This is a genomic window from Streptomyces sp. NPDC007189 (genome assembly GCF_040703635.1).
Classification (GTDB): Bacteria; Actinomycetota; Actinomycetes; order Streptomycetales; family Streptomycetaceae; genus Streptomyces.
Genome location: NZ_JBEYEY010000001.1, coordinates 211,585 through 224,622, shown reverse-complemented (window position 1 = coordinate 224,622; position 13,038 = coordinate 211,585). Strand labels below are relative to the sequence as shown.

At 68.1% G+C, this 13,038-nt stretch carries 10 protein-coding genes; 6 read left to right on the top strand and 4 right to left on the bottom strand.

Annotated features, from left to right (window positions below):
* Nucleotides 1-24 precede the first annotated feature (24 nt).
* The 6 genes from typA (at nucleotide 25) to AB0950_RS00990 (ending at nucleotide 8,650) form a co-directional block, all read left to right on the top strand.
* Nucleotides 25-1,932: a translational GTPase TypA gene (typA, locus tag AB0950_RS01015; protein WP_360159924.1), complete on the top strand. Its 1,908-nt coding sequence runs from the start codon at nucleotides 25-27 to the stop codon at nucleotides 1,930-1,932.
* A 543-nt stretch (nucleotides 1,933-2,475) separates the two neighbouring features.
* Entirely contained in the window at nucleotides 2,476-3,510 is a 1,035-nt protein-coding gene (locus AB0950_RS01010) for an ABC transporter permease (protein ID WP_360159925.1), read from the top strand.
* Between the two features lie 57 nt (nucleotides 3,511-3,567).
* Entirely contained in the window at nucleotides 3,568-5,376 is a 1,809-nt protein-coding gene (locus AB0950_RS01005; protein ID WP_360159926.1) for an ABC transporter substrate-binding protein, read from the top strand.
* A gap of 87 nt (nucleotides 5,377-5,463) precedes the next feature.
* On the top strand, nucleotides 5,464-6,444 hold the full coding sequence (locus tag AB0950_RS01000; protein ID WP_360159927.1) for an ABC transporter permease: 981 nt from the start codon (nucleotides 5,464-5,466) through the stop codon (nucleotides 6,442-6,444).
* A gap of 10 nt (nucleotides 6,445-6,454) precedes the next feature.
* Nucleotides 6,455-7,519: an ABC transporter ATP-binding protein gene (locus AB0950_RS00995; RefSeq protein WP_360159928.1), complete on the top strand. Its 1,065-nt coding sequence runs from the start codon at nucleotides 6,455-6,457 to the stop codon at nucleotides 7,517-7,519.
* Nucleotides 7,520-7,531: 12 nt separating this feature from the next.
* The gene (locus tag AB0950_RS00990) at nucleotides 7,532-8,650 is read left to right on the top strand and encodes a dipeptide ABC transporter ATP-binding protein (RefSeq protein ID WP_360159929.1); all 1,119 of its coding nucleotides are present in this window, start codon (nucleotides 7,532-7,534) and stop codon (nucleotides 8,648-8,650) included.
* Nucleotides 8,651-8,915: 265 nt separating this feature from the next.
* On the opposite strand, the gene AB0950_RS00985 is transcribed toward AB0950_RS00990, so the two are convergent.
* The 4 genes from AB0950_RS00985 to AB0950_RS00970 all read right to left on the bottom strand — a co-directional run bounded on the left by AB0950_RS00985 (nucleotide 8,916) and on the right by AB0950_RS00970 (nucleotide 12,982).
* The gene (locus AB0950_RS00985; RefSeq protein WP_360159930.1) at nucleotides 8,916-9,656 is read right to left on the bottom strand and encodes a class I SAM-dependent methyltransferase; all 741 of its coding nucleotides are present in this window, start codon (nucleotides 9,654-9,656) and stop codon (nucleotides 8,916-8,918) included.
* Nucleotides 9,657-9,888: 232 nt separating this feature from the next.
* Entirely contained in the window at nucleotides 9,889-10,947 is a 1,059-nt protein-coding gene (locus tag AB0950_RS00980) for a dipeptide ABC transporter ATP-binding protein (RefSeq protein WP_360574889.1), read from the bottom strand.
* Between the two features lie 19 nt (nucleotides 10,948-10,966).
* A complete protein-coding gene (locus AB0950_RS00975; protein ID WP_360574888.1) occupies nucleotides 10,967-11,992 on the bottom strand; it encodes an ABC transporter ATP-binding protein in 1,026 nt (341 codons plus the stop codon).
* A 9-nt stretch (nucleotides 11,993-12,001) separates the two neighbouring features.
* Nucleotides 12,002-12,982 (bottom strand): ABC transporter permease subunit, encoded by a 981-nt coding sequence (locus tag AB0950_RS00970; RefSeq protein ID WP_360159933.1) that lies wholly within the window; start codon nucleotides 12,980-12,982, stop codon nucleotides 12,002-12,004.
* Between the last annotated feature and the right edge of the window lie 56 nt (nucleotides 12,983-13,038).

The window sequence follows — 13,038 nt, the reverse complement described above, 5'->3', positions numbered from 1 at the left end:
CACACCCCGGGAGTTCGCCGCACTATGGCCACGCGCCACGACATCCGTAACGTCGCCATCGTCGCTCACGTCGACCACGGCAAGACCACCATCGTCGACGGCATGCTGAAGCAGGCCGGCGCCTTCGCCGCCCACCAGCTCGAGCAGGTCGACGACCGGGTCATGGACTCGAACGACCTGGAGCGTGAGAAGGGCATCACGATCCTCGCCAAGAACACGGCGGTCAAGTACCACCCGAAGGACGGCGGGGACCCGATCACCATCAACATCATCGACACCCCCGGCCACGCCGACTTCGGCGGCGAGGTCGAGCGCGGTCTGTCGATGGTCGACGGCGTCGTGCTGCTGGTGGACGCCTCCGAGGGCCCGCTGCCGCAGACCCGGTTCGTGCTGCGCAAGGCGCTGCAGGCCCGGCTGCCCGTCATCCTGTGCATCAACAAGACGGACCGCCCGGACGCCCGGATCGACGAGGTCGTCAACGAGACCTACGACCTCTTCCTCGACCTGGACGCGGACGAGGACCAGATCGAGTTCCCGATCGTCTACGCCTGCGGCCGCGACGGCGTCGCCTCGCTGACCAAGCCGGACAACGGCACGGTCCCGGCCGACTCCGACAGCCTGGAGCCGTTCTTCTCCACGATCCTGGAGCACATCCCCGCGCCGACGTACGAGGAGGACGCGCCGCTCCAGGCCCACGTCACCAACCTCGACGCCGACAACTTCCTCGGCCGTATCGCGCTGCTCCGCGTCGAGCAGGGCGAGCTGCGCAAGGGCCAGACCGTGGCCTGGATCAAGCGCGACGGCTCGGTCGGCAACGTCCGCATCTCCGAGCTGATGATGACCGAGGCGCTCACCCGCAAGCCGGCGGAGAAGGCCGGCCCCGGTGACATCTGCGCGGTCGCCGGCATCCCGGACATCATGATCGGCGAGACCCTGGCCGACCCGGAGAACCCGGTCCCGCTGCCGCTGATCACGGTGGACGAGCCGGCGATCTCCATGGTGATCGGCACGAACACCTCGCCGCTGGTCGGTCGGGGCGCCACCGGCAAGGGCGCCGACAACAAGGCGGCCGTCAAGGACCGCAAGGTCACCGCCCGCCAGGTCAAGGACCGCCTGGACCGCGAGCTGGTCGGCAACGTCTCGCTCCGCGTCCTGGACACCGAGCGCCCGGACGCCTGGGAGGTGCAGGGCCGCGGTGAGCTGGCGCTCGCCATCCTGGTCGAGACCATGCGCCGGGAGGGCTACGAACTGACGGTCGGCAAGCCGCAGGTCGTCACCAAGGAGGTCGACGGCAAGGTCTACGAGCCGGTCGAGCGCATGACGATCGACGTGCCCGAGGAGCACATGGGCGCGGTCACGCAGCTCATGGGCGTCCGCAAGGGCCGCATGGACAACATGTCCAACCACGGCTCCGGCTGGGTGCGCATGGAGTTCGTGGTGCCCTCGCGCGGTCTGATCGGCTTCCGCACCGAGTTCCTGACGCAGACCCGCGGCACCGGCATCGCGCACTCCATCCACGAGGGCCACGAGCCCTGGTTCGGTCCGCTGCAGACCCGTAACAACGGCTCGCTGGTCGCCGACCGCTCCGGCGCCGTCACGGCGTTCGCGATGACGAACCTTCAGGAGCGCGGCGTGCTCTTCGTGGAGCCGGGCACCGAGGTGTACGAGGGCATGATCGTCGGGGAGAACTCCCGCTCCGACGACATGGACGTCAACATCACCAAGGAGAAGAAGCTCACCAACATGCGGTCCTCGACGGCCGATGTGACCGAGTCGATCGTGCCGCCGCGCAAGCTCTCGCTGGAGCAGTCGCTGGAGTTCTGCCGTGACGACGAGTGCGTCGAGGTGACCCCGGAGGCCGTTCGCATCCGCAAGGTGAACCTGGACGCCCGCGAGCGGGCCCGCGCTGCGAGCCGCGCCAAGCACGGCTGATCAGTCGGCAACCGAGCCCGGGTGTCCCCAGGATGGGGGCGCCCGGGCTTTTTGCAACCGGTTTTCTCGGTGCGTATGTCCGACATGCGGAGATCCCTGACCGATAGCCATGTAACAAGTCCGTTTCGCGCCTTCTTCGGTCGAACAGTTTGTCCAGATTTTGGAAGGTCTAGCAGTGAGCTGTGACTGAATTGAGATCTACGGGCAGTGGTCGGTGGTGGACCCATGGCAGATAGTTAGCCGCGTAGCGCTCGGGTCAATGGGTCTCGCGCTGTGGGGACAGCGCCCGACTCACGAGCACCAGGGGGTGTCTGACCCTCCGTCAGGGGTGTCGGAGGGAAGACGGAAACCCTCTCCGTTCGGTGAACACGTGAAGTCATGAGGAGGAACCCCCATGCGCGGCGTCACACACACCAAGTGGGTCGGTTCGTCAATTCCAGCGGTGTGACCCGGCTGTAGAACTACGCGCGTCCCACTGCGGTTTCGCGCGTACTCGGCATACCCGGGCACCACTCACACTCATACCTGTGAAACGGACGAACCGTGACAAGTCCTATCGACATTGAGGGTGGCGGGACTTCGGTCGTCGTCGACGGCGCACCAGGGCCGGAGGCGAAGGACGAAGCCGTCAAGCTCGAGGGCCGGTCTCCCGGCCAGCTGATGTGGCTGCGCTTCAAACGCGACCGCACGGGCGTGATCTCGGCCTACGTCGTGGGCTTCTTCTTCCTGATCGCACTGCTCGCCCCGCTGATCGCCAAGCTGTACGGGAAGAACCCCTACACGGTGTACGCGGACGAACGCCCGGAACTCTTCGACAGCGCCGGTGTTCCGGTCCATCCCAACGGCGGCATCAGCAGCGAGTTCTGGTTCGGCCTCGAACCCGGCAACGGCTACGACGTCTTCACCAAACTGATCTACGGCATCCGCACCTCGCTGATGATCTCGGTCGCCGTCACGCTCGCGGTCGTGGTGACCGGCATCCTGCTCGGTGTCGCCGCCGGCTATATCGGCGGCAAGACCGACTACTTCATCGGCCGCGTCATCGACTTCCTGCTCGCCTTCCCGGCGCAGCTGTTCTTCATCGCGAGCATGCCGGTCGTGGTGTCGCTGTTCGTCAGTCCCCGCGACGAGACACCCACCTACGTCCGCGTGGTGGCCCTGATCCTCGTCCAGTGGGTGCTGGGCTGGATGGGCCTCGCCCGTATCCTGCGCGGCACCGCACTCGCCCTGCGGGAGCGGGAGTTCATCGAGGCGGCCAAGGTCAGCGGAGCCTCGCCGTGGCGGATCATCCGCAAGGAGATCCTGCCGAACATCGTCACCCCGCTGCTGGTGCAGGCGACGTACATGCTGCCCAACTTCGTGACGGCCGAGGCCGGTCTGTCCTACCTGGGTGTCGGCATCGTCGAACCGACGCCCGACTGGGGGCAGATGTTCTCCAAGGCGTCCACCGAACTGGTGATGCAGAACGACATCACCTACATGTTCTTCCCCGGCGTATCGATGATCATCTTCGTCGTCGCGTTCAACCTGCTCGGGGACTCGGTCAGGGACGCCTTCGATCCCAAGACCGCGCGCTGACCGCAGTACGTCAACCGCACGGAACGTCAGTTTCAAGGATGGGTGGGAAATTTCGTGATGAGTAGGGGCGGACGCCACGTCTACAGCGCGCTCTCCGTGCTCGCCGCCGGAGCCCTCGTGCTCACCGGTTGCAGCAAGGGCGGCAGCGACAGCGGCACCAACGACAAGAAGGACCAGCAGGACGCCAAGCGGCAGCAGTCGTCGATCAAGTTCGGCGGCGCCGCGGACTCCACCGGCCCCGCGGCCCCCGTGCCCGGCGCCAAGCCCGGCGGCACCATGGAGGTGCTGCAGCGTGACTCGTACGCACACCTCGACCCGGCCCAGATCTACGTCTCCGACGAGGGCTCCGTCGCGACGCTGCTCCACAGAGGCCTGACCGGCTACAAGACCACCAGCGACGACGGCCACCAGCACGAGGTGGTCGGCGACCTCGCCACCGACTCCGGCACCACCACCGACGGCGGCAAGACCTGGAAGTACACGCTGAAGGACGGCATCAAGTTCCAGGACGGCAGCCCGATCACGTCCAAGGACATCCGCTGGAGCATCGAGCGGCTCTTCGCGCCGTTCATCAACCAGGGCCCCACCTACGTGCAGCAGTGGCTCGCCGACACCCCCGGCGCCACCTACCGCAAACTGCTGCCGGGCGGCCCGTACAAGGGCAAGCACCTGCCCGACTCCGTCCTGTCGACCCCGGACGACAAGACCATCGTCTTCCACTTCAAGAAGTCGCACCCCGACCTGCCCTACGCGCTGGCGATGGCCGGCTACGCGGTCGTCTCCCAGAAGGGCGACACCAAGGAGCGGTACGACAAGAACCCGGTGGTGACCGGGCCGTACAAGGTCCAGTCGTTCAAGTCCGGCAAGTCGATGGTGCTGGTCAAGAACCCGAACTGGGACCCGAAGACGGACCCGATCCGGCACCAGTACGTGGACCGGTTCAACATCACGTTCAACCAGCAGTTCGAGACCTCCACCAAGTCCCTGCTCGCCGACAGCGGGGCCGACCAGACCGGCGTCAGCTTCAACAACCAGGTCGACGCGGGCAACCTCTCCCAGGTGCTGCGCGACCCGAAGATGAAGGCGCGCACGGTCTCCGGCTACCAGCCGTACGTCGGCCAGATGAACATCAACATGAGCCACCCGGCCATGAAGGACAAGACGGTCCGCGAGGCCATCGCCTACGCGCTGCCGGTCACCCCGTTCGTGCGCGCCTACGGCGGCACCGACGCCATGGAGGTCGCGGGCGGCCTGATCTCCCCGACCGTCTCCGGCTACAACCCCTCCTTCGACCCGTGGGGCAAGAAGAAGAACCCCGGCGGTGACGCGGCCAAGGCCAAGGCGCTGCTGAAGAAGGCCGGCAAGCTCAACATGAAGCTGACCTTCGGTTACATCAACACCCCCGAGGGCCAGCAGTACTCCACGGCCATGGCGGCGGGCCTGAAGAAGGCCGGCTTCAACGTCCAGCGCCAGGAGATCCCGGCCGAGACCTACTACGACCAGGTCTCCAAGCTGAACAACAACTACGACATCTTCCACACCGCGTGGGGCGCCGACTGGCCGTCCGCCTCGACCGTGATCCCGCCGCTGTACGACGGCCGCGTGATCGCCGACGGCGCGCAGAACTACTCGCAGGTCAACGACCCGAAGATCAACAGCGAGATCGACCGGATCAACACGATCACCGACCCGGTCAAGGCCGCGGCCGCGTGGGAGAAGCTGGACGAGTACATCGTCAAGGACAGCGTCAACGTCGTCCCCACCGCGTACTACAAGCAGGTCCAGATCGCCGGCTCCAAGGTCGGCGGCCTCGTCTACGACGACGTGATCGGCGGCGTCGACCCGCGTCGCCTCTTCATCAAGTAACCGTCCCCCGCCGGTACCCGGCGCGCCTCCACCGCACGGGCGCGCCGGGTACCGCCCAGGCCGCCGACGTCTGAGAGCTGCCCCGACATGCTGCGCTTCCTCGTCCGCCGGATCATCGGTGCCATCGTCATCCTGTTCCTGCTGAGCATCGTCACGTTCGTGCTGTTCTTCGGGGTGCCCCGGGATCCCGCGCTGATGATGTGCGGCAAGACCTGCAACCCGGACGCCATCGCGAACATCCACCACGTACTCGGCCTGGACAAGCCCATCACCGAGCAGTATTGGATCTTCCTGCACAACCTCGTCATGGGCAGCAGCCAGTTCGCCCAGGGCCCCTGCCCCGCCCCCTGCTTCGGGTACTCGTACCACACCAACGAGGCGGTCTGGAGCACCCTGATGGACCGGCTGCCCACCACCGTCTCGCTCACCCTGGGCGCGAGCGTGTGCTTCCTGCTCGTCGGGCTCGGCACCGGGCTGCTCGCCGCGTGGCGGCGCGGCACGCTGATCGACAAGACGGCCACCGCGGGCGCCATGGTGGTCAGCTCACTGCAGATCTACTTCCTCGGCCCGCTGGCCCTGGCGATCCTCGTCTACCAGACCCACTGGTTCGACAAGCCCGCCTACAACGAGTTCACCCACGATCCCCTCTCCTGGTTCGCCGGCCTGATCATCCCCTGGGTGGTCCTCTCCACCATCTTCGCCGCGCAGTACACCCGTATGGCGCGGTCCTCGATGATCGAACAGCTCCAGGAGGAACACGTCCGGACCGCCCGCGCCAAGGGCATGTCCCGCGCCTACGTCTTCTTCCGCTACGCCTGGCGCGGTTCGCTGATCCCGATCGTCACCATCTTCGGCATCGACCTCGGCTCGCTGTTCGGCGGCGCCATCATCACCGAGTACACCTTCTCCCTGCCCGGCCTCGGCAACCTCGCCGTCCAGTCCGTCTTCTTCAGCGACCTGCCGCTGCTGCTCGGTGTGATGCTCTTCTCCGCCAGCATGATCCTGCTGTTCAACATCATCGTCGACGCCGCGTACGCCTTCATCGACCCGCGCGTGCGGCTGTCCTAGGAGCACTGTCGTGACCACTCTGACCAAGGAGGCCGGCGCCCCGAACCCGGCCGGCACAGCTCCCCTTCTCTCGGTGCGGGACCTGCACGTCAGCTTCAAGACCGAGGACGGCGTCGTACGGGCCGTGGACGGGCTCTCCTTCGACCTGGAGCGCGGCAGGACGCTCGGCATCGTGGGGGAGTCCGGCTCGGGCAAGTCGGTGACCAACCTGACCATCCTCGGCCTGCACAACCCCATGTTCACCACGGTCGAGGGGGAGATCCTCCTGGACGGCCAGGAGCTGACCACCGCGCGCGAGTCGGACATGGAGAAGCTGCGCGGCAACAAGGTCGCCATGATCTTCCAGGACCCGCTCACCGCGCTCTCCCCGTACTACACGGTGGGCCGGCAGATCGCCGAGCCGTACATGAAGCACACCGGCGCCTCGAAGAAGGCGGCCTGGGACCGGGCGGTGGAGATGCTCGGCAAGGTCGGCATCCCCAACCCGAAGGAGCGGGCGAAGGACTACCCGCACCAGTTCTCCGGCGGCATGCGCCAGCGCGCCATGATCGCCATGGCGCTGGTCTGCGACCCCGACCTCCTGATCGCCGACGAGCCCACCACCGCCCTCGACGTGACGGTCCAGGCGCAGATCCTCGACCTGCTCAAGGACCTGCAGCAGGAGTTCGGGTCCGGCATCGTCTTCATCACCCACGACCTGGGGGTGATCGCCGACATGGCCGACGACATCATGGTGATGTACGCGGGCGGCGCGGTGGAGCGCGGCACGGTCGACGAGGTGCTCAGATCGCCGCGCCACCCCTACACCTGGGGCCTGCTGCACTCGATGCCGCGCCTGGACTCCGACCTCGGCGCCCCGCTCTCCCCGATCCCCGGCACCCCGCCGTCGCTGCTGACCCCGCCCTCCGGCTGCCGCTTCCACCCCCGCTGCACCTATCCCGAGCGGGTCGAGGGCCAGGGCCGCTGTGTGCGCGAGCGTCCGCTGCTGGCGCCGGACCGGGCCTCCGCGTGTCATCTCACGGAGGAGCAGAAACGGACCATCTTCATCGAAGAGATCAAGCCCCGGCTGGGCTAGGAGGACATGGTCATGGCAGAGGAGAACGTCCTCACGGCCCCGCGCGAGCAGAGCGGGGGCACGGACGCCGAGCCGCTGTTGCGGGTCTCGGGGCTGCAGAAGCACTTCCCGGTCAAGGGCGGCTTCCCGATCCGGCGGACGATCGGCGCGGTGCAGGCGGTGGACGGCGTCGACATCACCGTGCACGCCGGGGAGAGCTTCGGCCTGGTCGGCGAGTCCGGCTGCGGCAAGTCGACCACCGGCCGGCTGATCACGCGCCTGCTGGAGCCGACGAGCGGCAGCGTCACCTACCGCGGGCAGGACATCAGCCACGCCACGCGCAAGGAACTCGCCCCGATCCGCTCCGAGATCCAGATGATCTTCCAGGACCCGTACTCGTCGCTGAACCCGCGGCAGACGGTCGGCAAGATCATCTCGGGCCCGATGGAGATCAACGGCGTCAACCCGCCCGGCGGCCGCGAGAACCGCGTCCGCGAGCTGCTGGAGACCGTCGGCCTCAACCCCGAGCACTACAACCGCTTCCCGCACGAGTTCTCCGGCGGCCAGCGCCAGCGCATCGGCGTGGCACGGGCGTTGGCGCTGGAACCGAAGCTGATCGTCGCGGACGAGCCGGTCTCCGCGCTCGACGTCTCGATCCAGGCGCAGGTGGTGAACCTGCTGCAGAAGGTGCAGCGGGAACTGGGCATCGCGTTCGTCTTCATCGCCCACGACCTGGCCGTCGTACGGCACTTCTCGCAGCGCGTGGCGGTGATGTACCTCGGCAAGATCATCGAGGTGGGCGACCGCGACTCCATCTACACCCGGCCGCGCCATCCCTACACCCACGCCCTGCTGTCCGCGGTCCCCGAGGTGAACCTGTCGGAGGAGGACACGGGCGGCCGTGAGCGGATCCGTCTGGCCGGCGACGTCCCGTCCCCCATCTCCCCGCCGTCCGGCTGCCGCTTCCGCACCCGCTGCTGGAAGGCGCAGGACAAGTGCGCCACGGAGGAACCGCCGCTGATCCGGATCTCCGGCAACCACGAGGGCCACCTGACGGCCTGTCACTTCCCGGAGGAGCCGACGACCGAGGCCCGGGAGGAGGACATCATCCTCGACCCGGCGCTGGCGGCGCTGGAGGAGGACGCGGAGTAGGCGAGGGCGCCGGGCGGGGACGTGGAGCCAGGCCCTGTCGTCAAACTCCCGCCGTCCGCCCGGAGAGCGGCCCTCGCGGCGTCAGGTGCGTGCTCTGGGGGAGTGCCGGGTCCTGGCCCTCGTACTGGATGTACTCGGGCCCGAGCCCGGTGCGGCGAGTGGGGGCACCTCCCACGCCCTTGAGGCAGTGGGGGAGCGTGCAGGGCGTCGCGGGGCTGGGGTCCCCCCTGGCCGAAGGCTGGGGGAGGGAGTCTGACGACAGGGCCTAGGCGGGCCGGGCCACGGTGATGATCTCGGGGCCGGCGGGGGTGACCGGCCCCCGCCCCCAGTCGCCGTACTGCTCGACGACCGTCAGCCCGGCGTCGGTCAGGCGGCTCGCCAGGGACTCCCGGTCCAGGAACCGCAGGACGCTGTGGCACACCCGCGGCGCCGCCCAGCCGTCGCAGTCGTAGGTCTCCGTGAACCGCACGCGGTCCCCGCCGAGGCCGCCGTCCTGGACCTCGTGCCACACCCGCACCGGCGACCCGTCCTCGGCGGTGACCTCGTACACCCGCTCCGGCACCCACCGCTCCCAGGCCCGGGCGTCCGGGTTCCGGGTCTCGAACACGAACCGCCCGCCGTCCTCGAGGGCGGCTCGCACCCCGCGCAGACAGCTGCGGATCTCCTCGTCGCCGACCAGCTCCTGGAAGGCGTGCCCGGTCATGACGACCAGGTCGAACTCCCCGTTCCAGAGCCGGGTCCGCATGTCCCCGAGCACCCACTCGACGTCCGGCTCGGCACGGCGGGCCTGTACGAGCATGGCGGGCGCCGGATCGAGCCCCATCAGCCGGCCGCGGTGCCCCTCGGCCCGCGCCCGCCGCAGCAACCGCCCGGTGCCGCAGCCGATGTCCAGCACCGAGCGGGCCTCGCGCACCAGACCGAGGTAGAAGTCGTCACCTGGCCCCCAGGGATTGAGGCGGTCGTAGAGCGCGGCAAGCGTCAGATCGGTGAACACGTGATCTACCACCGCGGCAGTCTGACACAGACTGTTGAACGACGCGTCAGTTTCCGGCCCAGTTCTTGAGGGACTCTCAACTCCCGTGCCCACGTGGACATGTCTCGGGCGGCGACGGGACGCCGAAGGCCCACGCCTTGGGGAGGCGTGGGCCTTCGTTCCCTGGAAGCGGACGTTCAGGGCTCGGGTCAATGGGCCGGTGAAAGTCCGTTCCGCGAGGGGCGGCTGACGGAAAAGGGGTGTGTCAGGCCGCTGCCTCGGGGTCCTTGGGGAGGTTCTCCTCGGAGAGGCGGGGAGCCGGGATCGTCTCCTGCGTCTCAGGATAGTGGCACGCCGTCAGGTGGCCGGGCTTGTTGCCCTCCACCTGCACCAGCGGCGGCGCCTGAGACGCGCACTTCTCCGTCGCCTTCCAGCAACGGGTGCGGAAGCGGCAGCCGGAGGGCGGGTTGATCGGGGACGGCACGTCGCCGACGAGGCGGATGCGCTCGCGCGGCTCGGCGTCCACCGTCGCCTCCGGTACGGCGGACAGCAGGGCCCGGGTGTACGGGTGGCGCGGGTTGCCGTACAGGTCGTCGCGGTCGGCGATCTCCACGATCTTGCCGAGGTACATGACCGCCACGCGCTGCGAGAAGTGCCGGACGATCGCGAGGTCGTGGGCGATGAAGACGAACGCGATGCCCAGTTCCCGCTGCACCTTCTGCAGCAGGTTCACCACCTGCGCCTGGATCGAGACGTCGAGCGCGGAGACCGGCTCGTCCGCGACGATCAGCTTCGGCTCCAGGGCAAGGGCGCGGGCGACACCGATGCGCTGGCGCTGGCCGCCGGAGAACTCGTGCGGGAAGCGGTTGTAGTGCTCGGGGTTGAGGCCGACGATCTCCAGCAGCTCGCGGACGCGGTTCTCGCGGCCGCCGGGCGGGTTGACGCCGTTGATCTCCATCGGGCCCGCGATGATCTTGCCGACCGTCTGCCGCGGGTTCAGCGAGGCGTAGGGGTCCTGGAAGATCATCTGGATCTCGGAGCGGATCGGCGCCAGGTCCTTGCGGCCCGCGTGCGTGATGTCCTGCCCGCGGTAGGTGATCTTGCCGCCGGTCGGCTCCAGCAGGCGGGTGATCAGCCGGCCGGTGGTCGACTTGCCGCAGCCGGACTCGCCGACCAGGCCCAGGCTCTCGCCCTCGGACACCTGGAAGTCCAGCCCGTCGACGGCCTGCACCGCGCCGACCGTACGGCGGACCGGGAAGCCGCCCTTGATCGGGAAGTGCTTGGTGAGCCCGGAGACGTCCAGGAGGGGGTTCGTGTTGCTCATGATCGTGAAGTCCCGTCCGTCAGTTGTGCCGGGTTGCGGCGAAGTCGGCGAAGAGTTCCCGCTTCTGCTCCGCCGTCAGGTGGCAGGCGGAGCCCCGGCCGTCGAGCACCTCGAGCAGCGGGCGCTCGGTCGAGCACAGACCGCCGGCGACCTTCTCGGCGAACGCGCAGCGCGGGTGGAAGCGGCAGCCGGAGGGCGGGTTGAGCAGCGAGGGCGGGGAACCGGGGATCGGCGTCAGCGGCACGTCCACCGGACCCTCCAGGCTGGGCATCGAGTTGAGCAGGCCCACGCTGTAGGGGTGGTCCGGGGTGCGGAGCACCTCCTCCTTGGTGCCGCGCTCCACGCACCGGCCGCCGTACATCACCAGCACGTCGTCCGCGATGTCCGCGATGACGCCGAGGTCGTGCGTGATGAAGATGATCGCCGTGCCGAACTCCTGCTGGAGGTCCTTGAGCAGGTCCATGATCTGGGCCTGGACCGTCACGTCGAGGGCCGTGGTCGGCTCGTCGGCGATCAGCAGCTCGGGGTCGCACACCAGCGCCATGGCGATCATCGCGCGCTGGCGCATGCCGCCGGAGAACTGGTGCGGGTAGTCGTCCACGCGGGTCTCGGGCTGGGGGATGCCGACCCGGCGCAGCATCTCGATGGCACGGGCCCGGGCGTCCTTCTTGGAGCAGCCGGTGTGCTTGCGGTACGTCTCGGCGATCTGGACGCCGATGGTGTGGTACGGCGAGAGCGAGGCGAGCGCGTCCTGGAAGATCATGGACATCTTGTTGCCGCGCAGCTTTTCCAGCTCCGCCTCGGTGGCGCTGATCAGCTCCTTGCCGTCGAGCAGGATCTCGCCGTCCATCGTGGTGTTGCGCGGGTCGTGCAGGCCGAGGATCGCCATGTTGGTGACGGACTTGCCGGAACCGGACTCACCGACGATGCCGAGGGTCTTGCCCCGCTCCAGGTCGAAGGACAGCCCGTCGACGGCCTTGACGACGCCGTCCTCGGTGGAGAAGTGGACGCGCAGGTCTCGCAGGGAGAGGAAGGGGGTGCTCATGGTCTCTCCTTAAGCGAGGCGGACGCGCGGGTCGATGAGGGCGTACACGGCGTCGACGATGATGTTGAAGACGACGATGGCGGCCGCGGCGACCAGGACGACTCCGAGCAGCATCGGCAGGTCGTTGGTGCTGACCGCCTTCACCGAGAGCATGCCGATGCCCTGCAGGCTGAAGGTCGACTCGGTGATGATGGCGCCGCCGAGCAGCGTGCCGAGGTCGAGGCCGAAGATGGTGATGATCGGGCCCATCGCGCCGCGCCAGGCGAAGCGGAAGAACACCGTCTTGCGGGACAAGCCCTTGGCGCGGGCCGTGCGGACGTAGTCCTCGCTGAGCGACTCGACCATCTGCGAGCGCGTCATACGCGTGTAGTTGGCGGTGAAGATCAGTGACAGCACCAGCCACGGCACCAGCAGACCCGTGAACCACTTGCCCGGGTTGTCGGTGAACGGCGTGTAGTTGGCCCGGTCCAGCAGGTGCAGCTGGTCCACGAAGAGATACGTGGCGAAGACGCCGACGACGTAGATCTGCATCGAGGACGCGATCAGCGAGGCGGAACTGGCGATCTTGTCCAGGGCCTTGCCCTGCTTCACCGCGGCCAGCATGCCGGTGCCGACGCCGAAGAGCAGGAAGACGACGGCGCTGCCCAGGGCCAGGGAGATCGTGGTCGGGAAGCGGTCCTCGATGGTGCCCAGGACCGGCTCGCGGTTCTGGAACGAGTAGCCGAGGCACGGCGCGTCGCAGTGCCCGAAGGAGGTGTAGTCACGCCCCACGAACAGGCCCTTGAGCCAGTCCCAGTACTGCACCGGGAGCGAGTGGTCGATCCCGAGGTTCTTCTTCACCAGGGCCAGGGTCTCGGGGGTGCAGACCTTGCCGCACGCGATGCGGGCGGGGTCGCGCGGAGCGGCGTAGAACAGGACGAACACCAGGGCGCTGATGATCAGTAGGATCACAGCGGCGCCGAGGGTCCGGCGGATGAGGAAGCGGAGCATGGCAGTTGGGTTTTCCTGACGGATGCCGTAGGGGGTGAGACGGCGGGGCGGCACCG